Origin of the sequence: Actinosynnema mirum DSM 43827 (assembly GCF_000023245.1) — a bacterium.
GTDB classification, from domain to species: domain Bacteria; phylum Actinomycetota; class Actinomycetes; order Mycobacteriales; family Pseudonocardiaceae; genus Actinosynnema; species Actinosynnema mirum.
Map to the genome: position 1 here is coordinate 3,136,846 of NC_013093.1, position 26,265 is coordinate 3,163,110.

The following is a 26,265-nucleotide window of genomic DNA, read 5'->3' on the forward strand; positions in this document are numbered from 1 at the left end:
CCTCACCCCTCCTCGGCGGCGGCCAGCGCCGCGCGCAGTTCCCGCTTGCTCGTCTTGCCCACCCCGGTCACGGGGAACTCCGGCACCACCCGCACCAGGTCCGGCACCTTGAACGCGGCCACGCCCCGCTCGCGCACGAACCGGCGCAGCTGCGGCCCGGTCGGCTCCTCGCCGCCCGGCACCGGCACCACGTAGGCGCAGGTCCGCTCGCCCAGGTAGGCGTCCGGCACCGCGACCACCGCCGCGTCCAGCACCAGCGGGTGCGCCATCAGGTGGTCCTCGACCTCCTCGGCGGCGACCTTCTCCCCGCCCCGGTTGATCTGCTCCTTGGCCCGGCCCACCACCTCCAGGTGCCCGGACGGCAGGCGCCGCACCAGGTCCCCGGTCCGGTAGAAGCCGTCCTCGGTGAACGCGGTCGCGTTGTGCGCGTCGGCCCGGTAGTAGCCCCGGATCGTGTAAGGCCCCCTGGTGAGCAGCGCGCCCACCTCGCCCGGCGCCACCTCGGCGTGCGAGGGCGCGGCCGGGTCGTCCGGGTCGACCACGCGCACCTCGTCGTCCTCGGACATCGGGCGGCCCTGCGTGGTGAGCGCCAGCTCCTGCGGCTCGTCCAGCCGGGTGTAGCAGACCAGGCCCTCGGCCATGCCGAACACCTGCTGCAACCGGCAGCCCAGCGCGGGCCCGATCCGCGCGGCCAGCTCCCGGCCGCACTTCGCGCCGCCGACCAGCAGGACGTCCAGGGTGGACAGGTCGCGGTCGGTGCGGGCGGCGGCCTGGGTCCACGCGGCGGCCAGCGGCGGCACCACGCCGGTGATCGTGACGCCCTCGGCCTCGATCAGCCGGAACGCGGTGTCCGCGTCCGGGCGCGGGGCCAGCACGATCCTCGCGCCTGCGTGGACCGCGCCGAGGATTCCGGGGCTGCTCATCGGGTAGTTGTGCGCGACCGGCAGCGCGACCAGGTACACGCTCTCCTCGGTCAGCTCGCAGATCCGCGCGCTCTCCCGGACGCTGTACAGGTAGTCGTCGTGGGTGCGCGGGATCAGCTTCGGCAGTCCCGTGCTGCCGCCGGAGAGCTGGAGGAACGCCACGCTCCCCGGATCGGGCTCGGGCAGCTCGCGCGGCGGCGTCGCGGCCAGGTCGGTGAACTCGGGCGTGCCCACCACGAGCACGTCCCGCACCGAGGCCACCTCGGCCGCGACCGCCCGCGCGGTGGCCGCGTGGTCGTGCCGCTCGTGCACGCCGGTGGTGATGATCGCGACGGCCTCGGACTGGCGCGCGAAGTGCGTCAGCTCGCTCTGCCGGTGCGCGGGCAGCGCGAACACCGGCCACGCGCCCGCCCGCCACAGCCCGAACACCACCGGCAGGAACTCGGGGATGTTCGGCAGTTGCAGCACCACCCGGTCCCCGGCCCCGATGCCGCGCGCGACGAGCCCGGCGGCGACCCGGTGCGCCCGCTCGTCCAGCTCCGCGTACGACCACCGCGAGGTGACGCCGTCCCGCTCGCCGACGACGGCGGTGCGGGTCGGGTGCTCGCGCGCGGTGTCCGCCAGCAGGGCCCCGAACGTCCGCCCGGTCCAGTGCCCGGCGTCCCGGTACCGCTCGACGAACTCCGGCGGCCACGGGGCGTGGTCGCGCTGGTGCCCCCGCCCGGTGGGGTTCGTGGTGCTCGGATCGGCGCTCATGCCACGTCCCCCAGTCCGAGGGCCCGCAGCATCGTCCCGAACTTCGCGCCCGTCTCCACGACCTCGGCCGAGGGCGAGGACCCGGCGACCACCCCCGCGCCCGCGAACAGCCGCGCGGTGTCGCCGCACACCTCGGCGCAGCGGATCGTCACCACCCACTCGCCGTCACCGGCCAGGTCGGTCCAGCCGACCAGGCCCGCGTAGTAGCCGCGCTCCTGCGGTTCCAGCGCGGAGATCGCGCTGGCGGCCCGCTCGGTCGGCACCCCGCACACGGCGGGAGTCGGGTGCAGCGCCTCGGCGAGGCCGAGCGCGGAGGAGGCCGGGTCGTCCGGGTCGGTCAGGCGGCCGGTGATCGTGGTCGACAGGTGCAGCATGGTCGGGGTGGCGATCACCACCGGGGCGGGCACGTCCAGCTCCGCGCAGAACCGCCCGAGCACCCCGGCGACCTGCGCCGACACGTGCTCGTGCTCCGCGAGGTCCTTGGCCGAGGCGAGCAGCGCGGCAGCCCGCCGAGCGTCCTCGACCGGGTCCCCGGTGCGCGGCAACGACCCCGCGAGCGGGTTGGCGACCACCCGGTCACCCCGGCGCGACACCAGCAGCTCGGGACTCGCGCCGACCAGCGTGCGGGTCGCGGCGTCGCCGGGCGCGGAGACGTCGATGGCGAACGCGTGCGCGGCCGGGTCGGCGGCGACCAACCGCGCCAGCAGCTCGGGAACCTCCAGCCGGTGCGGGGCCGTGACGTCGAGCGCGCGGGCCACCACCACCTTCGCGAGCTCACCGTCGCCGATCATCTCCAACGCCCGCGCGACGGCGTCCGCGTAGGCGGCGGGGGAGGGGGACGGCGAGACGGTCCAGCCCGGCGCGGCGGGGAGCGCGCTGCGGGAGGCGTGGGGGACGCCGCTGCCGGGCGCTCCGGGGTCGCTGCTGCCGGCCGCGCCGGGGTCGCTGCTGCCGACCGCGCCGGGGTCGCCGCCACCGGCCGTGCCGCCCGCCGCGCCCATGGCGTCAGCGTGGGCCGCGCCGCCCGCCGCACTCGTGGTGCCGGCGCGCGCCGCGCCGCTGTCGGCCGCGCCGACGTCCGCCGCCCGGCTGCTCGCCGAACCGCCGTTCGGTCCCGCGCCGGTTCCCGGCTCCGCGCCACTCCCCGGTCCCGGCTCCGAGCCGTGCGCGGCCCGTGCTGTCCGGTGCGCCCACGCGGTCGTCGCGGCGGAGGAGGGTTCGGCCCTCCGCACCACCGCGGGCACCACGAGGCTGCTGTCGGCCCCGGCCGCGAAGCCCAGCGCGCCGACCACGACGGGGTTCTCCACCCCGAGCTCGGCGGCCTCCCGCAGCGCCCGCGCGGCGGCGTGCGCCCGCCGGCCCTTGGGGGCGTCGACGTTCGCGTGGACCCCGTCCGCGAGCAGGGCCCCGCGCGCCGACGAGAAGTAGAACGACCCCGGCAGGTAGGCGGCCAGCAGGTCGGCGGCCCGGTGCGCTGGGCGTGGCCTGACCAGTGCGGTTGGTGGCAAGGCAGAACGTCCTTTCCGGCTGGTGCGCGAGGGGGGAGTGGTCCGCGGTGATGACCACGTCACTTCCGGTTAACTTTGGTTAGCCTAACCTAATTAGCCTGTGCTGCGGCAACGGTGTTCCTGATCACCCTTGGTCACCACACGTCACGACCGGGTTGTCGCAACCGAGCCGCCGCGCCCGTCACGTCCGGTCCGGCACAACCAGCCGCCGCGTCCAAGCCGCCGCGCCCGCGCCCGTCACGCCCGGAGCGTCGCCCCGCCGTCCACGTACAGGTCCTGCATGGTGATGTGCCGGGCCCGGTCCGAAGCCAGGAACAGCACCGCCTCGGCGATGTCCTCGGGGTCCGCGATCCGCTTCAGCGGAATCCCCACCCGGTACCGCGCGAGGTCCCCGGCGATCACCCGCTCCGGCCCGTTCCCGTCCGTCCACAGCGCCCGCTGCATGGGCGTGTCCGTCGAGCCGGGCGAGACGACGTTGCACCGCACCCCGTGCTCGGCGACCTCCAGCCCCAGGCAGCGCGCCATCATCGTGGCGGCGGCCTTGGACGCCGCGTAGGCCCCCATCCCGCTGCGCGGCACCCCCGCCGCGTTCGACCCCACCAGCACCAGCGCCCCCGACCGCCGGGCGACCATGCGCCGGGCGAGCGAGCTCAGCACCGTGAACGCGCCGGTGGCGTTGACCGCGAACGTGGCGGCCCAGTCCTCCTGCGAGGCGCCGCACAGCTCCCCGCCCCGCAGCACCCCCGCCGCCGACACCCCGACGTCGATGGGCCCGAGCTCGCGCTCCGCGTCCGCGATCACCCGCTCGACGGAACCCGGATCGGTGACATCGGCGAGGTACCCGGTGATGTTCCCGTGGGACGGTGCGTCGTGCAGGTCAACCGAGGCGACCCGCGCCCCGGCCACCGCGAGCGCCTGGGCGACCGCCGCCCCGATCCCGCTCGCACCCCCGGTGACCAGCGCGGTCTTCCCGGCGAAATCAGCTGTGGACACCCCGTTGCCACCCACTGGCACGCCACTCCCCCCAGATTGCACTTTGGTTAGCCTTGCCTAAGCTAAACGCAAAGCGCAATTTCCGGAAGCCGCCCTCCCGGTGACCGGAAGCACCACGGGTGACGGGACGGGCGCACGTGGTAACGCCAGGAGGGTGGCAGAGCGCACCCCCCGGAGGGAAGGTCCAAAGTCCCTACCGCCACCCCACCCGCCCATGCGCGAGGGCGCGCCGGAGCCGGAGCCCCGACGCGCCCCCGCGTCGTCCGGAAGTGCTCAGCCCCAGGTGGGCCGCCCCACCCCGACACCACCCGGAACCGAGGCCCGCGAGCGCTCCGCCGCACCCGACGGCTCCACCGCGGCGCACCGGGTCCCCTCGCGCGGCACCTTCAGGTCCACCAGGTACCGGTCCGCGTGCCCGTCCGCGCACGCACCGCGCCCGTACACCCCGTGCCCCCAGCCCTCGTACGTCAGCAACACCGCCGCGCCCCGCGCCTGCCGGTGCGCGCCGACCGCCCACGAGTACGGCGTCGACGGGTCGTGCAGCGCGTTCAGCATCAGCACCTTCGGCGTCCCCGGCGCGACCCGCCACGGCCCCTGCGGGTTGTCCACCGCGTCCTCGCGCCCCTGGCAGGCCGCGATCGCGCTCTCGCCCAGCGTCGAGCCCTCCATGTTCGGGGCCAGTTCCAGCGACCGCGCCCGCAGCCGGGCGAACTCGCGGTGGTCGCGCAGCGGCAGGTTCCAGTCCTGGCAGAACACCTCGAACGGGTTCTGCGCCAGCTCCGGCTCCCGAGCGCCCGCACCCGCGACCGCCGAGCCGCCCTGCGCCTCCAGCGCCACCAGGAAGTCCGCGATCCCCGGCCACGACGGCCCGTACAGCGCGCCCAGCACCAGCGAGCGCAGGAAGGCCCGGTCGAGCGCCAGCCCCGGCACGTTCGGGTGGGTCAGCTCGCCCCGCTCGGCCCGGTCCAGCAGCTGCTTCCACAGCGCCGGGACGTCCCGACCGTGCAGCGCGCAGGATGCGTCACGCCCGCACCACGCCACGAACTCCAGGAACGAGTCCTCGGCGCCCACGGCCTCCTTCGTGCCGAACTCCCAGGTCCCCTGGTCGTGGTCCATGTTGCTGTCGATCACCATCGCCCGCACCCGGTCGCCGTGCCGCTGCGCGTACTGCTGCCCGATGAGCGTGCCGTACGAGACCCCGTAGTAGGACAGCTCCCGCTCACCCAGCGAGCGCCGCACCGCGTCCATGTCCTCCACGCCGCTGAGCGTGTCCACGTGGTCGAACAGCGGCCCGGTGCGCTCGCGGCAGTCGGCGGCCAGCTCCCGGTTGTACCGCCGCAGCGCCTCGAACCCGGCCTGGTCGGCCGGGTAGCTCGACGGCTGCTGCGCCACCTTCTCCGCCGAGCACACCACCGGGTTGCTGCGCGCCACCCCGCGCGGGTCGACGCCGATCACGTCGAACTTCGCCAGCAGCTCGGCGCTGAAGTACGTGTCCGCCGCCATCACGAAGTCCACGCCGGACCCACCCGGCCCGCCGGGGTTGACGAACAGCACCCCCTTGCGCGCGGCCGGATCGGTCGCCTTGCGCCTGGCCAGCACCAGGTCGAACTTCTCCCCCCGAGGCCTCCCCCAGTCCACCGGCATCTCCGCGGTCCCGCACTCCACCGCGGGCATCTCCTCGCACGGTCCCCAGGCGATGTCCGCCCGGTGCCCCGCGTCCCCCCGCTGCTCGACCTGGGCGCTCGCCACACCGGTGACCACACCCGTCACCAGCGCCCCACAAGCCGCCACCGCGCCGAGCGCCCGAGAAATCCGTCGCACAGGTTCCCCTTCCTTCGCATCCGGACACCCGCAGCCTCCCCGAGCGCGCCAACCGGTCACAACGGCCGAGGGAGGGCAGTGCGGTCACCCGAACGCCTCGGGGCGGGGAGCCCGACGGGCCCGGACGGCGGGTTTGACACCGCCGCCCGGCGTAGCAGACGATCACTCGCGTATCACCGCAACAAGCGCCCGCGCAGGGGAAGACCGGTCGAATTCCGGCGCTGACCCGCAACGGTAGGCCGTCCCGCGAGACGGCGAGCCCGAATGCCTGGGTGGGCGCTGAACGCTCCTGCATCACCGTCGTGGTCCGCGGTGGGAGCCTGGGACGGGGTGCGCGCCGCCACGCGGCCGGGCCCCGCGCGGGCGTCTTCGCGCGGGCCGGTCCCGGAAGGCGGAACTCCCATGGCCGCAGCGGCTCCGCGCGGGCTGCCGGTCCCGACCGTCGTGCTCGCCCTCGTCGTCGCGCTCCTCGGCTCGGTCGTCTGCGGGCTCGCCCTCGGCGCCGCGCGACTGCCCTTCGACCAGGTGCTGCACCTCGTGCGGGCGGGCGCCCTCGGCGGCTGGATCGACCCCGACGAGGTCTCGGCGTACCAGATCGTCTGGGAGGTGCGGCTGCCTCGCGTGCTGCTCGCCGTCGTCGTCGGGGCCGGGCTCGCCTCGGTCGGCGCGGCCAGCCAGGCGCTGGTGCGCAACGCCCTCGCCGACCCGTTCGTGTTGGGCGTGTCCTCGGGCGCCTCGGTCGGGGCCACCGCCGTGATCGTGCTCGGGGTGTTCGGGGCGCTGGGCGTGCACGCGCTGTCGGTGGCCGCGTTCCTCGGCGCGCTCGGCGCGACGGCCCTGGTGCACCTGGCCGCCCGCAGCCGCGGCTCGGTCACGCCGCTGCGGCTCGTGCTCACCGGGACCGCCATGGCCTACGGGTTCTCCGCGATCACCACGGTCCTGGTGTTCCTGGCCCCGCACGGCGACGCGGCCCGCTCCGCCCTGTTCTGGCTGCTCGGCGGCCTCGGCGGCGTCACCTGGGCCTCGCTGCCGGTCGCCGCCGCCGTCACCGCCGCGGGCGTGCTGTTCCTGCTGCTCAACGCGCGTGCGCTGGACGCGCTGGCGATGGGCGACGAGACCGCGTCCGCGCTCGGCGTCGACCCGTCCTCGTTGCGCCGCAAGCTGTTCCTGGTCTGCGCGCTGGTCACCGGCTGCCTGGTCGCGGTCAGCGGCGCGGTCGGGTTCGTCGGGCTGATGGTGCCGCACGTGACCCGCATGGTCGTCGGCGCGGGCCACCGGGCGCTGCTCGCGGTCGCGCCGCTGGTGGGCGCGGTGCTGCTGGTGTGGGTCGACCTGCTGGCCCGCACCGCCGTCGCCCCGCAGGAGCTCCCGCTCGGCGTGCTCACCTCGGCCATCGGCGTCCCGGTGTTCGTGTGGCTGATGCGCCGCCGCGCCTACGTCTTCGGAGGTCGTTGATGCGGGTCCGGGTCGAGGGGCTGACCGTCGAGGTCGCGGGTGCGGTGCTGGTGCGGTCGGTGACCGTCGAGGCCCCGGAGGGCGCGGTCGTCGGACTGGTGGGTCCCAACGGCAGTGGCAAGTCCACCACGCTGCGCTGCGCCTACCGCGCGCTGCGCCCGACCGCCGGGCTCATCCGGCTCGGCGAGGACGACCTGCTCTCGTTGCCGCACAAGGAGACCGCGCGGCTGGTCGGCGCGCTCCCGCAGGAGCACCACGTCGAGTTCGACTTCACCGTCGCCGAGGTCGTCGCGATGGGCCGCACCCCGCACAAGTCCGCGCTGGAGAACGACACCGACCACGACCGCCGGGTCTGCGCCAGGGCGCTCGCCGGGGTCGACGCGGGACACCTGGCGCACCGGGGTTTCCTGACCCTGTCCGGCGGCGAGCGGCAGCGCGTCCTGATCGCCCGCGCGCTCGCCCAGCGGCCACGGGTGCTCGTGCTCGACGAGCCCACCAACCACCTGGACATCCGGCACCAGCTGGAGGTGCTCGCGATCGTGCGCGCCACCGGCGTGACCGCGCTGGTGGCGCTGCACGACCTCAACCTCGCCGCCGCCCACTGCGACCTGCTGCACGTGCTCGCGGACGGCGCCGTGGTCGCCTCCGGCCCACCCGCCGAGGTGCTCACCGAGGAGCTGGTGGCCGAGGTGTTCGGGGTGCGCGCGCACGTCCTGCCGCACCCGGTCACCGGCCGCCCGCACCTGTTCTACGACACCGCGCTCTGACCCGCTTCCCGCGACCCCCGCGACCCGCTCCCGCACCGCGCCCCGTCCCCGCACCGAGAGGCCCCACCCGTGCCACGCACCCGCCCCACCGCGCCGGCGCTGACCGCCGTCGCGCTGAGCGCCCTGCTCCTGTCCTCCTGCGGGGCCTCCGTGCGCCCGCAGGCCGAAGCGCCGCAAGCACTGGGCTACCCGGTCACCGTCACCAACTGCGGCCAGGAGCTCACCTTCGACCGCGCCCCCGAGCGCGTCGTCGCCTACGACAGCGGCATCGTGGAGACGATGTTCGCGCTCGGCCTGACCGACCGCCTCGCCGGGTACGTCATGTCCGGCAGCAAGAACAACGACATCGAGGGCTCGCCCTGGAAGGCCGACTACGAGCGCGCCCCCAGGCTCGGCGTCGACCGGATCAGCAAGGAGTCGATCCTCCAGGCCGGGGCCGACTTCGTCTACGCGGGCTGGAACTACGGCTTCAGCGAGGACCGCGGCCTCACCCCGGCGCACCTGGACGCGCTGGGCGTGCGGTCCTACGTGCTCAGCGAGTCCTGCCGCAACGGCGTGGGCAGCACCTCGCGCGGGACGATGGCCCCGCTGGACGCCCTGTACACCGACCTGCGCAACCTCGGGAAGGTCTTCGGCGTCTCCGAGCGGGCCGAGCAGCTGGTGACCGAGTACCGGGAGGTCGTGCGGCAGGCCGAGGCGACCGTCCCGGCGGATCGCCCGCGCCCCAAGGTGTTCCTCTACGACTCGGGGAACGACAAGCCGTTCACCGGCGGGAAGTACGCCGCCTCCAACGAGATCATCACGCGCGGCGGCGGCGAGGACGTCATGTCCGGCGTGCTCGACAGCTGGACCACGGTCACCTGGGAGAGCGTCGTCGAGGCGAACCCCGACGTCATCGTGATCAACGACTACGACGTGCCCAGCGCCGAGGACAAGCGCAGGTTCCTGGAGACCTACCCGCCGCTCGCGCAGGTCCCCGCCGTCAAGAACGGCCGCTTCCTGGTGCTGCCGTACGCGGCGCTCGTGCAGGGACCGCGCAACCCGGCCGCGATCCGCACCGTCGCGGACTACCTCAACGGCCTGTGACCGCCGCCCGCCGGGCGCGCGGCGCCACGCGTCCGGCAGGACTTGGTGCTCATCTTGGCCGTGGACATGGTGTGCGGCGGCGGGGGCGCGTGCCCCTGCCGCACCCGTCACCCCGGCGACCGCCCTCCTGGTGACACGGAGCCGTGAGCGGGAAGGGGGGCACGACCGGGCCGGAGCGCTTCGGGGTCGCTTCGGCGCACCCCCGTCACTCCTCGTCCGGCACCCACTCCAGCAGGTCGCCCGGCTGGCAGCCGAGCACCCGGCACATCGCCTCCAGGGTGCTGAACCGCACCGCCTTGGCCCTGCCGTTCTTGAGCACCGCCACGTTCGCCGGCGTCAGCCCCACCAGCTCGGCGAACTCGCCCACGCTCAGCTTGCGCTTCGCCAGTTCCACGTCGATCCGCACGACGATGGCCACGTCAGATCACCGAGTCCAGGTCGGTGCGCAGCGCGGTCGCCTTGCGCAGCAGCGCGCGCATCACCACCATCAGCAGGCCCACCACCGTGACGCCGAGGGTGACCAGCAGGAACAGCATGGGGCCGCCGGGGTCGTCCGCCCGCAGCACGACCCAGGTGAAGAACCCGGACACCAGCAGCCAGCACGCCCCGATCGCCCACACGATCGCGTCCACCCAGCGCAGGGCGGCGTCGGTGAAGATCCGGTCCTGGCTCACCAGGGTGAGCAGCTTCCAGGTGGCCACCACCACGACCTGCGCGCACAGCACCAGCAGCACGCCCAGGATCGTCAGCGGCCACCGCTGCGCGGCGCCCTCGGGGTTCGTCCGCGCCATGTGCTCGAACTGGCCGGGGATCGACAGGGTCTGGAACACCACGAGCAGCGCGAAGAGCAGCACGAGGAAGACGCGGAGGCAGGCCACCGCGAGTCTTTCGGTCAACATGCATCGAGTCTCGCTGGCTATCTATCGAAAGTCAATCGCTAACTCTCGACACTCGACCGATCACCCCCGGTCCCGCCCCCGTCTCGCGACGCGGGCGGGACCGGGTGGTCATCAACCCGCCTGCCCCTTCAACGCCCCCAGCCGCACCGGGCCGTGCAGCGCCGACGGCCACGGGACCGTCAGCCGCACGTCCAGCGCGGGCATCGTGAACGAGACGGTGACGGCCGGGTAGGGCCCGGCGCCGGTGTCGAACGCGGACAGGAACGCCTGCGCCGGGTCCCGCTCGATCACCTCGTGCGGGGGCTGGGCGCTGCTGGTCAGGGGCACGTCCAGGACGCTCCCGTCCCCGGCGTGGAACCGCACGTCGCGCAGCTCCCCGCCCACGATCGCGCAAGCCGGGCCGAACGTGCGGTCGACGCCGAACGCGAACAGCCGCACGCCCGGCTCCGGCGCCCACGGCACCTCGTCGACCCGCGCCGTCAGCCGGTCCGCCCCGCACTCGGGGAGCGCCTCGGCGCTCGCGGTCCCGGCGGTGGCCGTGCCGAGCGCGACGGCCGCCGCGGCGGCGGTGGCCAGCGCCCGGCCCGTGGTGGTCCTCGGTGAGCTCACATCTCCTCCTCGGTCGGTACGCCACCCGGATACGCCGGGGGGACCGCCGGGGATGAGCCGGGCGCGGCGACCGCTTCGGGGACCCGCCGATCCGGGCACGCACCGTGCCGCGCATCACCCGAACGCGAGCGCGAGGGGGTCGTTCGTAACGGAAGCGAACGGAACTGCCCGATTCCCGTCCGGAAGATCACCGCTTCGGGTTAGCGTTTGCCCGTGCCGACCGCGACCGCCGCCGAGACCGACTGGGACGCCTGGCGCCGCCCGCCGCCCACGCGCGCCGAGCAGCGCCGAGACGTCTGCAGCGCGGTCCTGCTGGTCGGCCTCTCGCTGTTCTTCCTCGTGCTGTTCAACAGCGTCGGCATGGGCGTCTACGCGGGCACCCCGCCGTCGGTGCTGGAGCAGGTGCTGCTCACCGCCGCCCTGTGCCTGCCGATGGCGCTGCGCCGCCGCTACCCGGTGGCCGTGCTCGCCGCGGTCGGCGTCCTGTTCATCGCCGTGCAGATGCGCGCGGTCAACAGCGACAACGCCATCCCGAGCGTCCTGCTGTTCCTGGCCATGCACGCCGTCGGCGCCTGGGAGCGCAACCGGGTCCTGGCCAAGTGGTCGCGCATCACGGTGATCGTCGTGATGTTCGGCTGGCTCGGCTTCGCCCTGGTCAAGATGGTCTTCCAGCCGCCCCCCGAGTTCCAGGGCGCGGGCGGCCCGCTCAACCCGCTGCTCGCGGCGGTCCTGTACAACCTCGTCTACAACGTCGTGTACTTCTCCGGCGCCTACTTCTTCGGCAACGTCTCCTGGGTCGCCGCCCGCCGCGAGGCCCAGCTCGCCGAGCAGGCCGAGCACCTGCGCCGCTCGCAGGAGCAGGCCACCAAGGGCGCGCTGGTCGCCGAGCGGCTGCGCATCGCCCGCGACCTGCACGACGTCGTCGCCCACCACGTGTCCGTCATGGGCGTGCAGGCGGGCGCGGCCCGGCGGGTCCTCGGGACCGACCCGGAGCTGGCGGGCGCCGCGCTGCGGACCGTCGAGGAGACCGCGCGCACCGCCATCACCGAGCTGCGCGGCCTGCTGGGCGTGCTGCGCGCCGACGGCGAGCCGGAGACCGGCGACCGGCCCGCGTCACCGGGGCTGGAGCAGCTGTCCGAGCTGGTCGGGCACGCCGAGGAGTCCGGGCTGGAGACCCAGTTCGGGGTGTACGGCACGCCCCGGCCGGTGCCGGAGGCGGTGGCGCTGTCGGCGTACCGGGTCGTGCAGGAGGCGCTCACCAACACCGTGAAGCACTCCTCGGCGCGCCGGGTCGACGTGCGCCTGCGGTACCTGGAGAACGTGGTCGAGGTCGAGGTCGGCGACGACGGGGTCGGCGGCAAGCCACCCGTCGACGGCGGCGGGTTCGGGCTGCGCGGGATGGCGGAGCGGGTCGCGGTGCACGGTGGGAAGCTGGAGGTCGGGCCCAAGCGCGGCGGCGGCTTCCGCGTGCGCGCGCTGCTGCCCGCCGGGAAGGTCGTGGAGTGAGCGGCGGGTTGCGGGTCGTGCTGGTGGACGACCAGGCGCTGGTGCGCGCCGGGTTCCGGGTGATCCTGGGCGCGGAGCCGGACATCGAGGTCGTCGGCGAGGCCGGGGACGGGGAGCGGGCGGTCGAGCTGGTCGCCGAGCTGGCGCCGGACGTGGTGCTGATGGACGTGCAGATGCCGGTGCTCGACGGCATCGAGGCGACCCGCCGCATCCTGGGCCCCGCGCCCGCCGAGCACCCGGTGCGGGTGGTCGTGCTGACCACGTTCGACCGCGAGGACTACCTGTTCGAGGCGCTGCGGGCGGGCGCGAGCGGGTTCCTGCTCAAGAACGCCTCACCCGAGGACCTGGTCGAGGCGATCCGGGTGGTGGCGCGCGGCGACGCGCTCCTGTCCCCGGAGGTGACCCGCCGCGTCCTGGCCCGCTTCGCCGGACCTGCCCCGCGGGCCGCGCCCGCCACCGCCCCGAACCGGCCCGCGGACCTGACGGACCGCGAGTACGAGGTGCTGGTGCACCTGGCGCGCGGGTCGAGCAACGCGGAGATCGCCGCCCGGCTGCACCTGGGGGAGACGACGGTCAAGACGCACGTGTCGCGCGTGCTGGCCAAGCTCGGCCTGCGCGACCGCACCCACGCGGTGGTCTACGCCTACGAGCACGGGGTGGTCGCGCCGGGGCAGGGCTGAGCCCCGTCGGCGCGGTGGGCCGTGGGCGCGGTCAGCGCAGCTCCAGCACGGCGGTCAGCGCGGGCGTGCCCACCACCAGCAGCGCCGCGCCGTCCGCGGTCAGCGCGCCCAGGCCGTGCGAGGACGGCGGCACGGGGAAGCGCAGCACGTGGCCGCTCGCCAGGTCCCACAACCTCGCCTCGGGGTCCTCCACCGAGGGCAGGAGCAGGCGCGCGCAGCCCGGTGTCGACGTCCAGCAGCTCCACCGCCACGTCCCCGGCCTTCGCGGCCAGCAGCACCCGCCCCTCCGAGGCGGGCACCACGACCATCGACCACAGGGTCTCCCCGACCTCGGCCGAGAGGGGCGCGCCGACCTGCTCCCCGGTGCGCGCGTCCCGCAGCAGGACGGTCCCGTCGCGGTGCCCGACCGCCAGCAGCCCCCGCTCGGGCAGGGGCGCGACGCGGACGACGTCCTCGGCGTGCACGACCGGTCCCGGTCCGACCGGGTCCCACGCGCGCAGCGCGTCCCCGTCCCCGGTGACCAGCAGCGCCCGCCCGTCCGGCAGCGGCGCCGCCGCGACCGCCAGCAGGTCGGCGACCAGCTCGCCGCACGAGGCCACCACCTCCCCGGTGACCGCGTCGACCAGCCGCACCTCGCGCAGACCGGGCGCCGCGCACGCCAGCAGCACCCGCCCGTCGGGCAGCGGGACCGCCGCCTCCACCCGACCCACCCCGGTCAGCGCCGCGCCTTCCCCCGCCGGGTCCCACAGCCGCACGTCCCGGTCGTCGCCGCAGGCCAGCAGGGTCCGCCCGGCGAACGGGACCGCCACCACCCGCGACCACGCGCCGGCACCCGGCCCACCACCGCCCCGGCCGGGTCCAGCACCCGCGCCGAGCCGTCCGCGTCGAGCACGCCCAGCAGGCGGGAGCCCAGCGCGACCACGTCCCGGCACGCCCCGTCGACCACCCGCGCCCGCTCGCCCGCGACCACGTCCCACAGCTCCAGCCCGCGCCCGGTCGCGCACGCCGGCAGCCCGCCCAGCGCCGCCATCCCCGAGCAGCCGCCGACGGCGAGCTCCGGCCCGACCCGCTCGCAGGTGTCCGGGTCCCACAGCCGCACCGACCCGGCGAGGGCGGTCGCCACCAGGTCGCGCCCGTCGACCGGGACCAGCGCGATCGCCGAGACCGGCTCGTCGGGCGAGCCAGGCCCGGTGCCGCTCCACTCCCCGGTGGTCACGTCGAGCAGCGCCACGGCCTCCCACTCGCGCAGCACCGCCAGCAGCGTCCCGCCATCGCCCGCGACCAGCGGGACCAGGGGCGCGGACCACGTGGAGCGCGCAGGCCGGGCCGAGGCGGGGGACCCCTCCCGCGCACCGCCGCGCGGCGCGATCGACCAGTGCAGGGCCTCGGCGAGCACGTTGTCGGGCCGGTGCCAGCGCGCCCACCGCACGGCCGCCAGCTCCGGCGTGCCGGTCAGCTCCCGAGGCCCGCCGACGACCAGCGGCGGGAGGTTCCGCGCGGCACGGGCCAGGTCCAGCGCGATCTCACCGCCCCGCGGTCCCGCCGAGCACACCAGCGGTTCCACCCGCGCCCAGTCCAGCAGCTCCGAGTCCAGGGGCGGCGGCACGCCCAGGGCCGCGCGCACCGAACCGGGCGTGTTCCACGGCAGGAACCAGGCGGGCAGGTGCGCGTCGTCCACCACGTTCCCCAGCACGGCGTGCTCGACGAGGCGCATCCGCACGTAGTCGTGCGGCTCGGGCGCGAGCAGCCGCTCGGCGGTGCGGCGGTGCGCGGCCACCACGTCGAACCCGGCCAGCCGCGCGGGTCCCTCGTGCGCAGGCCGGTGCTCGGACCCGCCCCAGCCGAGGCGCTCGACGAGCAGGTCCGCACGTCCCACGACCCGCTCCACGGCGGCCTCGCGCACGGGCGCGTCCGCCACCGCCGAGGCCATCGCCGCCCACAGCTCGCGCGGCACGCCCCTGCCCCGCGCGAGCGCCGCCGCGCGCAGCACGGCCAACTCCTCCGCGTCGCCCGCCGGGACCTGCGCCCGGCGCGGCGGCGCGCAACCGGGTGGTCGGCGCCCCGAACCGCAGCGGCAGCCGGGACAGCGCGTCCTCGGTCCCGGCCAGCACCACCCGCGCGCCCAGGCGCAGCAGCGGCCCGACCACGTCCACGGCCACCCGGAACGGGTCGGCCGCCGCGTCGACCCCGTTGAGCACGACGGTCACCGGCCCGGTCGCGGCGAGCCGGTCGGCCAGGTGCCAGTGCAGCCGGGAGAGCACATCGCGCTCACCGCGCCACACGTCGGAGTCGATGCCGAGCCCGTGCGCCACCCGCGACAGCGCGAGCGAGGAGGGCGTGGTCCGCAGCGGCACGACGACGTCGACCGACCCGAGCGGAGGCAGCACCTCCTCCGGCGCGTCCGCGACCACCACGCGCCCCCAGGGGGGAGGCGCGGAACTCGGGATCGGCCGGCGCGCCCGCGCGGGCCACCGCCGCCGACTCGCCCGCCTCGCCGGTCACCACCAGCGGCAGCCCGGAACCGGTTCGCAGGAAGGCGGCGAGGTCCGCCTCGGCCCCGGTCTCCCACCACTCGCCGTCGAACAGCTCACGCGCCCCGTGGAACATGGACACCGCTTCCTCCGCCGGGAACCCCGGTGGCCGGGGCGAAATCCGGCTCTTCACCCACGATCAGGTGTCACTCAACCGACAAACCGTCCGGCCATAGCGCCCAGGGGGACCTGTGCGCCAGAGCCGTCCGGCACCCCGCCGCCAGAGCCGACCGGTGGAACCCCCCGCCGCATCCGGCACATCCGGCACGGGTCGGTCGACGGTGTCGCCACCCCTGCCGACCAGGCACTGTTAGGATTCAGAAGAACAGGCGCCGACAGCTCGCACGGGGGTCGCCAGGGTGAACGTCCTCTTGACGCCGACCCGTGCGCCGAGCCGTGCCGGGGTGCGCGAGCCCATCACGGGCCGCCGCTCCGGTGACGCGCCGCATCCCCCTTCCGAGGGCGATTTCACCCGTTCAGGGCGTCGCCGGGCCGTCGGTCCGACCACCGCCCAGGAGCGGCGGGAGCGTCCCGCGTGGCCCATCCTGGGGGAGCGGGCGCGACGGCGGGGAACGCGCCGTCCACAACAGGAGCGTGCTCGACCGGACGCGGCGGACCCCGCTGCCCGGTCGTGGTTTCCACAGAACCGAGGAGCGAGATGACTGCGATTGTCCGCGTTGCAGGCCGTGAGGTCCTCGACAGCCGGGGCAACCCGACCGTCGAGGTCGACGTGGAGCTGGAGGGTGGTGCGCTGGGCAGGGCCGCGGTTCCCTCGGGCGCGTCGACCGGCACCCGCGAGGCGGTCGAGCTGCGCGACGGCGACAAGGGCCGCTACCACGGCAAGGGCGTGCGCGCCGCCGTCGACGCCGTCAACGGCGAGATCGCGAAGGCCGTCGTCGGCCTGCCCGCCGAGGCCCAGTCGGACCTGGACCGCGTGCTGATCGAGCTGGACGGCACCGACAACAAGGCGCGCCTCGGCGCGAACGCCACCCTCGGCGTCTCGCTCGCCGCCGCCAAGGCCGCCGCCGCGCAGCACCAGCTGCCGCTCTACCGCTACGTCGGCGGCGTGTTCGCGCACCTGCTGCCCATGCCGATGATGAACATCATCAACGGCGGCGAGCACGCCGACAACGCGCTCGACTTCCAGGAGTTCATGATCGCGCCGGTGGGCGCGACGACCTTCGCCGAGGCCGTGCGCGTCGGCTCCGAGGTCTTCCACACCCTGCGCAAGGAGCTCAGCGCGGCGGGCCACAACACCAATGTCGGTGACGAGGGCGGCTTCGCGCCGAACCTCACCTCCGCCGACGAGGCCCTGCAGTTCGTCGTGAACGCCATCGAGAAGTCCGGCTACACCCCCGGCGACGACGTGGCGATCATGCTCGACCTGGCCGCGTCCGAGTTCTTCAAGGGCGGCGTCTACGACTACAAGGGCGCGGGCGTCAAGCGCACCGTCGACGAGCACGTCGCCTACCTGGCCGAGCTGGTGGCCAAGTTCCCCATCCTGTCCATCGAGGACGGCATGGACCAGGACGACACCAAGGGCTGGAAGCAGCTCACCGAGGCCATCGGCGACCGCGTGCAGCTCGTCGGCGACGACCTGTTCTGCACCAACGAGAAGCTGCTGGCCGAGGGCATCGAGCAGGGCCTGGCCAACTCGATCCTGGTGAAGGTCAACCAGATCGGCACGCTCACCGAGACCCTGGCCACGGTCGAGCGCGCGCACAAGTCCGCGTACTCGGCGGTCATGTCGCACCGCTCCGGCGAGACCGAGGACACCACCATCGCCGACCTCGCGGTGGCGGTGAACTGCGGCCAGATCAAGACCGGCTCGCTGTCCCGCTCCGACCGCACCGCGAAGTACAACCAGCTCATCCGCATCGAGGAGGAGCTGGGCTCGCAGGCGCGCTACGCGGGCCGCTCCAGCCTCAGCCGGGGCTGATCCCCGACGCACGACCGGCGCCCACCCGCGAGCTTCGCGGGTGGGCGCCGCCGTTCCCGCGCTCGCCGACCCGCGCGCCACCGCCCCGCCTGGGCAGCGGCACGACCGGCGTCTCCTCGGCGTCGTCCTCGTCCACGCCCAGCGGCCAGCAGAACAGCGCCAGGTCGGTCGCCGTGACGGCCGTGGTCACGCGCCCGCCCCGCTCGGGTCGGCGCCGCGCAGCGGGACCGACCAGCACACCTCGTCCCGCCGCCAGCCCTCGGCCAGCAGCGACTCCAGCGCCGCGTCCACCTCGGCCCCGTCACCGTGCACGCAGGCGCGCAGCGGCAGGCCCTCGGCGCGCGCGTGCTCCACCGCCGCCCACGTCAGCAGCGCCGCCACCGGCGTCCCGACCGCCTCGCCGACCACGCACCGGTCGAACACCTCCAACCGGGGCGACCCGGTCAGCTCGTCCTCGTCCGGGATCAGCGTCAGGTGCCCGGCGAACCCGGTCGGCCCGTGCGCGACGAACACCGCGCCCTCCTCCAGGGCCTCGTCGAACAGCTCCAGGCAGTGCTCCTGCAGCTCCCACGGGTCCACGTCGGCCAGGTGCGGCAGCGCCTCGGCGTACAGCGGGACCACGTCGACCGCGTCGTTGTCGTTCGCGTCCCGCACCACCCAGCCCGCCGCGTCCGGGACCGGGCCGATCCCACCGGTGGCCAGCGCGTAGCGCAGCAGCGGCGCGCCCGACGCGGGCGGGGTGCGACCGGGCGGCAGCACCAGCACCAGCTCCGCGGCCTCCGGGTGCCGGTCGGCGGCGATCGCGACCACCTCGGCCACGGCCGCGTCGGAGGAGGGCCCCAGGAACGTCGCCAGCGCCCTCGTGCCACCGCTCGCGCCGTCCACCTCGGCGGTGAGCACCACCGGCTCGCCCGCCACGTCGAGCAGCTGTTCCGAGCCTGCCAGCAGGTCGGCGACCTCGTCGGACAGGCCCAGCGCGCGCAGCGCGGCGGCGTCCGGACCGGGGAGCGGTGACATGCGCGTTGACCTCCAGCACCCGTGCTCGCGATCACCGCCGGGGGCGGCGGTGGTGACACTACGTCAGGTGACCGCCCGGTCATCGCGGGTGAGCGAGGTTGTCCGGTGATGGTCGACACGCTGTCCCCACAAGATCATCTTTGGTAGGGTCCGCGCCCGCTTTCCCTTGTGCGCCAGGGAAAGCGCTCTCCGCACGCCTGCCTCCCCGCGCGCCCCGCCCGGCCGCCCGCGCCCCGCCGACCGCGCCCCGCCGACCGCGCCCCGCCGACCGCCCGCCCCGCCGACCGCCCGCGCCCCGAGATCCGCATCCTCCGCGCGGATGACCCCCGACCCGCGCGACCCCCCTGGTCCTCCTCGCGGAGGACCCCGCCAATGGGTCGCGCGCCTGACGCGCCACCCCGGCCACGCCCCGTAGCGTTCTCCCCGTGCTGAGCGTCAACAACATCAGCCGCTCATTCAGCGGCAAGAAGGTGCTGGACGGGGTGTCGTTCCAGGTCCGACCCGGTCGCATGACCGGGTTCCTGGGCGCCAACGGTTCCGGCAAGACCACGACCATGCGGATCATCCTCGGCGTGCTGGAGCCCAGCTCCGGCACCGTCGAGTGGAACGGCGCGCCGGTCACCGGCGACGGCCGCCAGAAGTTCGGCTACATGCCGGAGGAGCGCGGCCTCTACCCGAAGATGGCCGTCGGCGAGCAGGTCGAGTTCCTCGGCAGGCTGCACGGCATGGAGCGCGCCGCCGCCCGCAGGGCGACCGACGAGCTGCTGGAGCAGCTGGAGCTGACCGACCGCAGGGGCGACGCCCTGGAGTCGCTCTCGCTGGGCAACCAGCAGCGCGTGCAGATCGCCGCCGCGCTGGTCCACTCGCCCGACGTGCTGATCCTGGACGAGCCGTTCTCCGGCCTCGACCCGATCGCGGTCGAGACCGTCCTGGAGGTGCTGCGCAAGCGCGCCGCCTCGGGCGTGCCGGTGCTGTTCTCCAGCCACCAGCTGTCCCTGGTCGAGCGGCTGTGCGACGACGTCGTCATCATCGCCAAGGGCGGCATCACCGCCCAGGGCGAGCGCGACGAGCTGCGCCGCAGGCACGGCACCACCCGGTTCGAGATCACCGTCGACGGCGACGCGGGCTTCCTGCGCGACGTCCCCGGCGTGCGGGTGTCCGAACTGGACGGTCCCAGCGCGGTGTTCGAGGTCGAGGGCGGCGACGAGCAGCCCGTGCTGCGCGCCGCGCTGGAGCGCGGCCCGGTCCGCGCGTTCGGCCCCGTCGTGCCCACCCTGGACGAGATCTTCAAGGAGGTCGTGTGATGGCGCTGTCGTTCACCGCCGCGACGAAGCTCATCGCCGAGCGCGAGATCCGCACCTACGTGCGCACCAAGGGTTTCTGGATCAGCTTCGGCATCACCATCGTCGCCCTGTTCGCGATGACCGTGCTGCCCTCGATCTTCAGCAGCCCCACCAAGGTCGCGGTCGTCGGCTCCGAGGCCAAGGCCGCGCTGTCGGCCGGTGACTTCGAGCTGCGCGAGGTCGCCGACCTCGCCGCCGCCGAGGAGCTCCTGCGCTCCGAGGACGTCTCCGCCGCCGTCGTGCCCGACCCGCAGGAGCGCACCCCCTCCGGGCTGCGCGTGGTCGCCCTGGAGAACGCCGACACCGAGGTGGTCGTCGCGCTGGCCCAGGTGCCGCCGGTCGACCTGATCGCGCCCGGCGAGATCAGCGGCGGTCAGCAGCAGGCCGTGGTCACCGTGTTCGGCCTGATGTTCCTCATGTTCGGCATGGGCGGCATGGCGATCGCGCAGAGCACGGTCAGCGAGAAGCAGACCCGCATCGTGGAGATCCTGGTGTCCACGATCCCGGTGCGCGCCCTGCTCGCCGGCAAGATCGTCGGCAACGCGGTGCTCACCATCGGCCAGCTCGTCGTGCTCGCCGCCGTCGCCCCGATCGCGCTCAAGATCGGCGGCCAGGACGAGCTGCTCGGCGTCGTCGCCCCGGCCATCGGCTGGTTCATCCCGTTCCTGATCCTCGGGTTCGTGCTGCTGGCGGGCATGTGGGCCATGGCGGGCGCGCTGATCAGCAGGCAGGAGGACCTGGGCTCCAGCACCGGTTCCGTGGTGATGCTGGTGATGCTGCCCTACTTCGGCGTGCTGTTCCTGTTCCAGAACAAGCTGGCCATGACGATCATGTCCTACGTGCCGTTCACCTCGCCGGTCGCGATGCCGCTGCGGGTCTTCAGCGGCGAGGCCGCCCCGTGGGAGGCGCTGGTCTCGCTCGCCCTGCTGGCCGGTGCGGGCGTCCTGATGCTCCTGTTCGCCAGCAAGGTGTTCACCGGCTCGCTGCTGCACACCGGCGGCAAGCTGAAGATCAAGCAGGCGCTGGCCACCTCCAAGGGCTGATCAACCACCGCTCAGCACCGGGGCGCGTCGGGGACCGAGGGGTTCCCCGGCGCGCCCCTCTTCGCGCTCCGGTGGAATTCTCGACGTTCACACCTCGAACGGTGAACCAATCCGGCCCCGCGCTCGTTCCAGGGGGGTGTCTACCGCCGACCACCCCCGAGAGGCCGTGAAGATCATGCCCCTCTCCAGCCCCGAACCCGACCCGACCACCCTGATCAAGCGCGAGTCCCACCAGTCCGGCCCGCAGAGCCGGACCGGCGCCCAGAACCAGAACGGCCAGCAGAACCAGGCTCCCCAGAACCAGGCTTCCCAGAACCAGTCCGCGTCCCAGATCCCGGCAGGGGACTGGGCCACCGGCCTGTTCAAGAAGCTGGAGCCGCTGCCCGAGGGCCGCGAGCCGCTGCGGGTCGACGTCGTCGGCGGCGGGCCGGTCGGACTGATCTTCGCCTGCACGCTGCGCGCCATGATGGGCGACCAGGTCGTCATCCGCGTGCACGACCGCCGCTGGCGCAGGCAGGGCAACCGCGTCGTCTGGATGGACCTCGCCGAGGGCAACGTGCGCCGCGAGCAGGTCGTGACCCTGCAGAGCAACGTCTGGTCCACCCTGCCGGAAGCCGTGCGGCGCAGGCTGTTCGCGCCCGGCCGGTACGCCGAGATGTGGCCGCTCGGCCCCGACTCGCCCGCCGACAAGGGCAGGCCGCGCAACCTGCGCATCCGCTGGATCGAGGACTGCCTGCTCGACATGGCGCAGGACGTCTACGGCATGGAGCTCGTCCCCGGCCCGTACACCCCGCCCGAGACCTGGGGCCCCACGCACATCCTGGCCGTCGCGGACGGCGCCAACTCGCCCACCCGCACCGCGCTGTCCGAGCACTTCGGCGCGCCCGACCGGAACTTCTACTCGGTCGACGGCGAGCAGCTCGTGGAGACCGTGCTGGGCGTGCGCATCCGGGGCGTGCTGCCCGACGAGCACACCGTGCCGCTGACCGTGGCCCAGAACCGCTACCTGTTCAACTCCCTCGGCGGCGGCTTCATCAACATGCGCCTGACCGCCGAGGAGGCCTCGGAGATCGTCGCCATCGGCGAGCACTCCCCGGTCGACTGCATCGCCCGCTACCGCTGCACGATGCGCCCGCGCGGCGACCGGTTCGTCTGCGACCGGCACCGCGCCGTGTTCAAGCCGTCGATCGACCGCCTGTCGTTCCTGTGGCCGCGCATCCTCGACGGCGCCCGGTACTTCGGCGCGCAGCCGCAGGACATCCTCGGCATCACCATGTTCAAGCTGAGCATGAGCCAGAACGCCCGCTTCACCGCGCAGCTGGGCCGCACCACGTTCGGCTTCCTGATCGGCGACGCCGGGAACTCGCTGCACTTCTGGCCCGGTCGCGGTCTGAACACCGGCGTGAAGAGCGCGCTGTCGCTGGCCGGGACGCTGCGCTCGCGCTGGTCCGGCCGCAGGTTCCGGTTCGCGGACTTCTCCGCGCACGAGGGCCTGATGCAGCAGCTGCAGTACCGGGAGAAGTCCCGCGCCTGGGTCACCATGCTGATGCCCGACGAGGACGGCGTGAACCGGGGCATCGAGGACCGGCTGCGCGCGGGCCTCGAAGGCCCCGCGGACCGGCAGAGCCTGGTGAACCAGCTGTGGGCGCGGGTGAAGGAGGTCAAGTCCAGGCTGGGCGGCCGGATGGGGCCGATGCCGGACGACGGCTGGTACCTGCGCCGGGTCGAGTCGCTGCCCACGCGCACGCTCAAGGCGCTGGTCGAGTCCGGGCAGTGGATCACCCGCGAGATCGGCGGCGACGAGGTCGCGGTCGACGTGCAGTTCCCGGAGGCCGCGCCGTTCGGCCAGGACGTGGTGCCGACCGTGGCCCGCTACCGCACCGCCGAGCACCCCGGCGCGAACCCGCCGAGCGGCCCGATCCCGGTGCCGGGCGCGAACCCGCCCAGCGGCCCGATCCCCGTGCCGGGCGGCGCGAACCCCGCCAGCGGCCCGATCCCGATCGGCGCGCAGGCGCACGGCGGCCAGCAGCGCTGACCCGGTTCGGCTGGTCCACCGCGGACGGTCAGCCGCGCGCCGCGCTGGGCGCCCGGCGGCCACCGCCGCACGTGAGGGGGAGACCCCGGCCCGCAGAATACTCGGAGAAGTCCTGCGGGCCGGGGCCACCTGCGATACCGGTCACCTGCCCCCCACGATGTCACGGGTGACGGCCGCCTGCTCGGTCAGCACCCCACCGATCATCGTCTGGGTCTCGTTGATCCGGTCCACGATCTGGCCGATCGCCGCCAGCGAGGTCACCACGCTGCCCGCGTCGGACTGGATGGCGCTGATCAACCGCGCCACGTCCTCGGTCGCCCGAGCCGTGCCCTGGGCCAGCTCCTTGACCTCGTTCGCCACGACCGCGAAGCCCTTGCCCGCCTCACCAGCGCGCGCCGCCTCGATGGCCGCGTTCAGCGCCAGCAGGTTGGTCTGCTCGGCGATGTTGTTGATGACCTTGACGACGTCGCCGACCTCGTTGCTGGACTGCGCCAACCGGTCGACGGCCTGGTTCGCGTCGCTGGTCAGCGTGGCCGCCTCGGCGGCGACCCCCGTCGCCTGCACGACGTTGCGCTCCACCTCCTCGATGGAGGTGACCAGCTCCGCGCCCGCCGAGCTGATCCGGGTCGTCTCCCTGATCCGCTCCAACGACTGCGACACCAGGAACGCGGTGTTGCGCAGCGAGTTCTCGCGGCTGTCGCTGAGCTCGACCTCCTCCAGGGTGAAGAAGTCCATCGTGCCGATCACCACGTCGTGCACGACCAGCGGCAGGCACACCCCGGACTTCACGCCCGCGCGCCGCGCCGCGGGGGCCCGCACGCAGTCGGTCATGTCGGCCAGGTCCCGCACGAACAGCATCTCGCGGGCCTTCCAGGTGCGCCCGGCCAGGCCGACGCCCTCGCGGAACGACGCCTCGCGGGTGATCTTGCGGAACTCCTCGCCCGCGTCGCCGGACTCGGTGACGAACCGCAGCTCCTGCCCGGTCGGGTCCACCGCCCAGTACGAGCCGTACGCCCAGCCGAACTCGCTGCGCACCGTCTCCAGCGCCTGCCGGGTCGCCTCCTCCTCGGAGGTGGCGGAGCCGAGGCCGCGCAGCACGGTGTTGACCGCCTGCAGGTCCAGCGCCGCGGCGGCCTGGACCTCGGAGTCGGTGACCCGCTCCAGCGCCTGCGAGACCAGCAGCCCGATGCTGCGCAGCGCGTCGAGCCGCTGCTCGGACGGCGTCAGGTGCTCCAGGGTGAAGAAGTCCATGGTGCCGACGACCCGGCCCTTGGCCATCAGCGGGAAGCAGATGCCGGACTTGACGCCGACCCGCTGCGCGGCGGGCGCCCGCACGCAGTCCTTGACCGTGCCCAGGTCCTCCACGAACACCAGGCCCCTGGTGCGCCAGGCGCGCCCGGACAGGCCGACGCCCTCGGCGAACGAGGCCTCGCGGGTGACCGCGCGGAACTCCTCGCCCGCGTCGCCGGACTCGACGGCGAACCGCAGCGTCCGGCCCGCCTTGTCGATGCGCCAGTAGGAGCCGTAGACCCACCCGAACTGCCTGCGGACCGCGTCCAGGGCGACCTTGACCGCCTGGGCGCTGGTCGTGGCCCCGTCCAGCGCCTTGACCACCGCGGTGACCGCGGCGGCGTTCTCCTGCGCCTCGGCGACCGTCGCCCTCACGTCGGGGACGTCCGCCGATCGGCGCCGGGTCTTCCAGAAGGGCATCGCCCACTCCTGTTGCTGTGGGCCGGGCGTTCCCCGGCGGGTGATACCGGTGAGAACGGCGAAACCGAAACGCACCTGAACGCTTTTCCGCACCCGTTGAGCGGAAACCTGAGAGGTCGGGCCGGGCGGGGGAGTGGTTTCCCTCATCCCGTGCCGGGTGACGTCGAAAGCAGGTGCAACACGCGTGGGCTGCCGCCGAGGCCCGCACACCTCAGCCAGGAGCGTCCGCATGACCCTGCTCGTCCCCCTCGTGAACCTCGAACGGCTGACGGAAGCCACCCGCTACGACACCACCAGCCCCGCGCTGCGCGGGAAGCTGGACGTGCTGGTGAAGCGGGCCGCCGACCGGCTCGGCATGAAGATCGGCCTGGTGAACTTCGTCATGGACACCACCACGCACGCCATCGCCTCGTACGGCACCGCCACCGGCATGATCGAGGCGGGCATCCCCGCGGAGTGGAGCTTCTGCTCCCGCGTGGTGCTCACCGGCTGCGACTACACGGTGACCGACGCGACCGCCGACCCCTCGTGGCAGGACACCCCGGCGGTGACCGTGATCGGCGCGCGCAGCTACGCGGGCGTGCCGCTGGTGGCCCCGAACGGGCAGGTGGTCGGCGCCCACTGCGTGGTCGACACCAAGCGGCGCGAGTTCGACGCCGCCGAGCTGGCGCACCTGCGCGAGTCGGCGAAGGAGATCATGCGGGTGATGCAGGACTACCGGAGCACCAAGGAGGGCTGAACCCGGCTGTCCCCCCGAAGCGGCCCCGTTCACCGGAACGGGGCCGCTTTGTGTCGCGCGGACGGGGACCGGGTAGGCGATCCGTGCCCGGCGGTCGCCGGGGCCGCCCCGCGACGGGCGTGACGGACCAGGGGGTCGCCGTGGGCTGGATCGGACGTTCGGGTGAACGCCTCGCCGCCGGGTCGGCACGCGCGCGGGACTCGGCGGGGTCCCGTGCCAGGCTTGGCCGACGTGGTCCGGCGGTGGTTCTTGGCGTGCTGGGGGTGCTGGTGGCCGGGTTGACGCCCGCGACGGCTCAGGTGGCGATGGCGGCGGGGCTGCCGCTGCCGTACGGCGGGGGAGCGGACCAGGTCGTGGCGGTGGTGGTCGACCGCCCCGACGCCACGTCCGGGTGGTTGACCGGCTGGCGGCGCGACGGCGCGGGGTGGCGGGTGGAGCTGGGGCCCGCGCCCGCGTTCGTGGGCTCGGCGGGCGTCGGCGAGGCGAGCGAGTCGAGCACCCGCACCCCGGCGGGCGCGCACCGGCTGACCGAGTCCTTCGGCACCCTCCCGCCGCTGCCCGAGGGCAGGCTGCCGTACCGGCGGGTCGACGGCGCGGACTGGTGGGTCTCGGACCAGCGCTCCCCGCTGTACAACACCCACCAGCGGTGCGAGCCCGGCACGTGCCCCTTCGACGAGTCGGCGAGCGAGCGCCTGGCCCACGTGGGCCCGGCCTACGACCGCGCGATCGTGATCGACTACAACCGCGGTCCGGCCGTGCCGGGGCGGGGGTCGGCGTTCTTCCTGCACGTGTGGACCGGCGGGCCCACGGCGGGCTGCGTCAGCGTGGACGCCCCGGTGGTGAACCACCTGCTGTCGTGGCTGGACCCGGCGGCGAGGCCGGAGGTGCTGATCGGGGTGGGGTGA

At 74.3% G+C, this 26,265-nt stretch carries 23 protein-coding genes; 11 read left to right on the plus strand and 12 right to left on the minus strand.

Annotation, left to right across the window (positions count from 1 at the left end; genetic code table 11):
- Positions 1 to 2: 2 nt before the first annotated feature.
- The 4 genes from AMIR_RS13640 to AMIR_RS13655 all read right to left on the minus strand — a co-directional run bounded on the left by AMIR_RS13640 (position 3) and on the right by AMIR_RS13655 (position 6,001).
- The gene (locus tag AMIR_RS13640; protein WP_015801549.1) at positions 3 to 1,679 is read right to left on the minus strand and encodes a (2,3-dihydroxybenzoyl)adenylate synthase; all 1,677 of its coding nucleotides are present in this window, start codon (positions 1,677 to 1,679) and stop codon (positions 3 to 5) included.
- Positions 1,676 to 2,680, minus strand: coding sequence for an isochorismate synthase (locus AMIR_RS13645; protein ID WP_084799192.1), 1,005 nt, complete (start codon positions 2,678 to 2,680; stop codon positions 1,676 to 1,678). Before AMIR_RS13645 ends, AMIR_RS13640 begins: the two co-directional genes overlap by 4 nt.
- A 744-nt stretch (positions 2,681 to 3,424) precedes the next feature.
- Positions 3,425 to 4,180 carry a 2,3-dihydro-2,3-dihydroxybenzoate dehydrogenase gene (dhbA, locus tag AMIR_RS13650; RefSeq protein WP_041837754.1) on the minus strand — a complete coding sequence of 252 codons (756 nt, stop codon included), beginning with the start codon at positions 4,178 to 4,180 and terminating at the stop codon, positions 3,425 to 3,427.
- A 273-nt stretch (positions 4,181 to 4,453) separates the two neighbouring features.
- A complete protein-coding gene (locus AMIR_RS13655; protein WP_015801552.1) occupies positions 4,454 to 6,001 on the minus strand; it encodes an alpha/beta hydrolase in 1,548 nt (515 codons plus the stop codon).
- A gap of 402 nt (positions 6,002 to 6,403) precedes the next feature.
- Here AMIR_RS13655 and AMIR_RS13660 point away from each other — a divergent pair, with 402 nt between their 5' ends.
- From AMIR_RS13660 to AMIR_RS13670, 3 genes are all read left to right on the plus strand, one after another.
- Positions 6,404 to 7,456: a FecCD family ABC transporter permease gene (locus tag AMIR_RS13660; protein WP_015801553.1), complete on the plus strand. Its 1,053-nt coding sequence runs from the start codon at positions 6,404 to 6,406 to the stop codon at positions 7,454 to 7,456.
- The gene (locus AMIR_RS13665) at positions 7,456 to 8,223 is read left to right on the plus strand and encodes an ABC transporter ATP-binding protein (protein ID WP_015801554.1); all 768 of its coding nucleotides are present in this window, start codon (positions 7,456 to 7,458) and stop codon (positions 8,221 to 8,223) included. The genes AMIR_RS13660 and AMIR_RS13665 overlap by 1 nt, the downstream gene beginning before the upstream one ends.
- Positions 8,224 to 8,292: 69 nt before the next feature.
- Positions 8,293 to 9,309, plus strand: coding sequence for an ABC transporter substrate-binding protein (locus AMIR_RS13670; protein ID WP_015801555.1), 1,017 nt, complete (start codon positions 8,293 to 8,295; stop codon positions 9,307 to 9,309).
- 205 nt (positions 9,310 to 9,514) lie between these two features.
- Here the strand turns inward: AMIR_RS13670 and AMIR_RS13675 are convergent, their stop codons facing one another.
- The 3 genes from AMIR_RS13675 to AMIR_RS13685 form a co-directional block, all read right to left on the minus strand.
- The gene (locus AMIR_RS13675; protein ID WP_015801556.1) at positions 9,515 to 9,727 is read right to left on the minus strand and encodes a helix-turn-helix domain-containing protein; all 213 of its coding nucleotides are present in this window, start codon (positions 9,725 to 9,727) and stop codon (positions 9,515 to 9,517) included.
- Position 9,728: 1 nt separating this feature from the next.
- On the minus strand, positions 9,729 to 10,208 hold the full coding sequence (locus AMIR_RS13680; RefSeq protein WP_015801557.1) for a DUF2975 domain-containing protein: 480 nt from the start codon (positions 10,206 to 10,208) through the stop codon (positions 9,729 to 9,731).
- A gap of 111 nt (positions 10,209 to 10,319) precedes the next feature.
- On the minus strand, positions 10,320 to 10,817 hold the full coding sequence (locus AMIR_RS13685; protein WP_015801558.1) for a hypothetical protein: 498 nt from the start codon (positions 10,815 to 10,817) through the stop codon (positions 10,320 to 10,322).
- A gap of 213 nt (positions 10,818 to 11,030) precedes the next feature.
- Here AMIR_RS13685 and AMIR_RS13690 point away from each other — a divergent pair, with 213 nt between their 5' ends.
- Both AMIR_RS13690 and AMIR_RS13695 read left to right on the plus strand, forming a co-directional pair.
- On the plus strand, positions 11,031 to 12,323 hold the full coding sequence (locus AMIR_RS13690; RefSeq protein ID WP_015801559.1) for a sensor histidine kinase: 1,293 nt from the start codon (positions 11,031 to 11,033) through the stop codon (positions 12,321 to 12,323).
- Positions 12,320 to 13,003 (plus strand): response regulator, encoded by a 684-nt coding sequence (locus AMIR_RS13695; RefSeq protein WP_015801560.1) that lies wholly within the window; start codon positions 12,320 to 12,322, stop codon positions 13,001 to 13,003. The genes AMIR_RS13690 and AMIR_RS13695 overlap by 4 nt, the downstream gene beginning before the upstream one ends.
- Here the strand turns inward: AMIR_RS13695 and AMIR_RS13700 are convergent.
- Positions 12,967 to 13,812: a WD40 repeat domain-containing protein gene (locus AMIR_RS13700; protein ID WP_143760719.1), complete on the minus strand. Its 846-nt coding sequence runs from the start codon at positions 13,810 to 13,812 to the stop codon at positions 12,967 to 12,969. The two genes, AMIR_RS13695 and AMIR_RS13700, sit on opposite strands and share 37 nt — an antisense overlap.
- Positions 13,719 to 14,993: a WD40 repeat domain-containing protein gene (locus AMIR_RS13705; protein WP_041836739.1), complete on the minus strand. Its 1,275-nt coding sequence runs from the start codon at positions 14,991 to 14,993 to the stop codon at positions 13,719 to 13,721. Before AMIR_RS13705 ends, AMIR_RS13700 begins: the two co-directional genes overlap by 94 nt.
- A gap of 1,199 nt (positions 14,994 to 16,192) precedes the next feature.
- Between AMIR_RS13705 and eno the strand changes: the two genes are divergently transcribed.
- Positions 16,193 to 17,473, plus strand: a complete 1,281-nt coding sequence (eno, locus tag AMIR_RS13710; protein WP_015801561.1) for a phosphopyruvate hydratase — start codon at positions 16,193 to 16,195, stop codon at positions 17,471 to 17,473.
- Here the strand turns inward: eno and AMIR_RS13715 are convergent.
- On the minus strand, positions 17,460 to 17,663 hold the full coding sequence (locus tag AMIR_RS13715) for a hypothetical protein (RefSeq protein WP_015801562.1): 204 nt from the start codon (positions 17,661 to 17,663) through the stop codon (positions 17,460 to 17,462). The genes eno and AMIR_RS13715 overlap by 14 nt on opposite strands.
- On the minus strand, positions 17,660 to 18,490 hold the full coding sequence (locus tag AMIR_RS13720; protein ID WP_015801563.1) for a hypothetical protein: 831 nt from the start codon (positions 18,488 to 18,490) through the stop codon (positions 17,660 to 17,662). Before AMIR_RS13720 ends, AMIR_RS13715 begins: the two co-directional genes overlap by 4 nt.
- Before the next feature lie 425 nt (positions 18,491 to 18,915).
- Between AMIR_RS13720 and AMIR_RS13725 the strand changes: the two genes are divergently transcribed.
- The 3 genes from AMIR_RS13725 to AMIR_RS40215 all read left to right on the plus strand — a co-directional run bounded on the left by AMIR_RS13725 (position 18,916) and on the right by AMIR_RS40215 (position 22,911).
- On the plus strand, positions 18,916 to 19,794 hold the full coding sequence (locus tag AMIR_RS13725) for an ABC transporter ATP-binding protein (RefSeq protein WP_015801564.1): 879 nt from the start codon (positions 18,916 to 18,918) through the stop codon (positions 19,792 to 19,794).
- Complete coding sequence (locus AMIR_RS13730) at positions 19,794 to 20,876, plus strand: ABC transporter permease (RefSeq protein WP_015801565.1); 1,083 nt, start codon at positions 19,794 to 19,796, stop codon at positions 20,874 to 20,876. Before AMIR_RS13725 ends, AMIR_RS13730 begins: the two co-directional genes overlap by 1 nt.
- Positions 20,877 to 21,042: 166 nt before the next feature.
- On the plus strand, positions 21,043 to 22,911 hold the full coding sequence (locus AMIR_RS40215) for a hypothetical protein (protein ID WP_049796826.1): 1,869 nt from the start codon (positions 21,043 to 21,045) through the stop codon (positions 22,909 to 22,911).
- 141 nt (positions 22,912 to 23,052) lie between these two features.
- Here the strand turns inward: AMIR_RS40215 and AMIR_RS42720 are convergent, their stop codons facing one another.
- Positions 23,053 to 24,621 carry a GAF domain-containing protein gene (locus AMIR_RS42720; protein WP_015801567.1) on the minus strand — a complete coding sequence of 523 codons (1,569 nt, stop codon included), beginning with the start codon at positions 24,619 to 24,621 and terminating at the stop codon, positions 23,053 to 23,055.
- Between the two features lie 229 nt (positions 24,622 to 24,850).
- Between AMIR_RS42720 and AMIR_RS13745 the strand changes: the two genes are divergently transcribed.
- Together AMIR_RS13745 and AMIR_RS13750 are read left to right on the plus strand one after the other, a co-directional pair.
- On the plus strand, positions 24,851 to 25,360 hold the full coding sequence (locus AMIR_RS13745) for a GAF domain-containing protein (protein ID WP_015801568.1): 510 nt from the start codon (positions 24,851 to 24,853) through the stop codon (positions 25,358 to 25,360).
- 242 nt (positions 25,361 to 25,602) lie between these two features.
- Entirely contained in the window at positions 25,603 to 26,265 is a 663-nt protein-coding gene (locus AMIR_RS13750) for a L,D-transpeptidase family protein (protein WP_041836741.1), read from the plus strand.

Bases quoted from the DNA above. Each gene is read 5' to 3' on its own strand.
- AMIR_RS13640 (WP_015801549.1), bottom strand. From the start codon at position 1,679: ATGAGCGCCGATCCGAGCACCACGAACCCCACCGGGCGGGGGCACCAG.
- AMIR_RS13645 (WP_084799192.1), bottom strand. From the start codon at position 2,680: ATGGGCGCGGCGGGCGGCACGGCCGGTGGCGGCGACCCCGGCGCGGTC.
- AMIR_RS13660 (WP_015801553.1), top strand. From the start codon at position 6,404: ATGGCCGCAGCGGCTCCGCGCGGGCTGCCGGTCCCGACCGTCGTGCTC.
- AMIR_RS13665 (WP_015801554.1), top strand. From the start codon at position 7,456: ATGCGGGTCCGGGTCGAGGGGCTGACCGTCGAGGTCGCGGGTGCGGTG.
- AMIR_RS13680 (WP_015801557.1), bottom strand. From the start codon at position 10,208: ATGTTGACCGAAAGACTCGCGGTGGCCTGCCTCCGCGTCTTCCTCGTG.
- eno (WP_015801561.1), top strand. From the start codon at position 16,193: ATGACTGCGATTGTCCGCGTTGCAGGCCGTGAGGTCCTCGACAGCCGG.
- AMIR_RS13720 (WP_015801563.1), bottom strand. From the start codon at position 18,490: ATGTCACCGCTCCCCGGTCCGGACGCCGCCGCGCTGCGCGCGCTGGGC.
- AMIR_RS13730 (WP_015801565.1), top strand. From the start codon at position 19,794: ATGGCGCTGTCGTTCACCGCCGCGACGAAGCTCATCGCCGAGCGCGAG.
- AMIR_RS42720 (WP_015801567.1), bottom strand. From the start codon at position 24,621: ATGCCCTTCTGGAAGACCCGGCGCCGATCGGCGGACGTCCCCGACGTG.
- AMIR_RS13745 (WP_015801568.1), top strand. From the start codon at position 24,851: ATGACCCTGCTCGTCCCCCTCGTGAACCTCGAACGGCTGACGGAAGCC.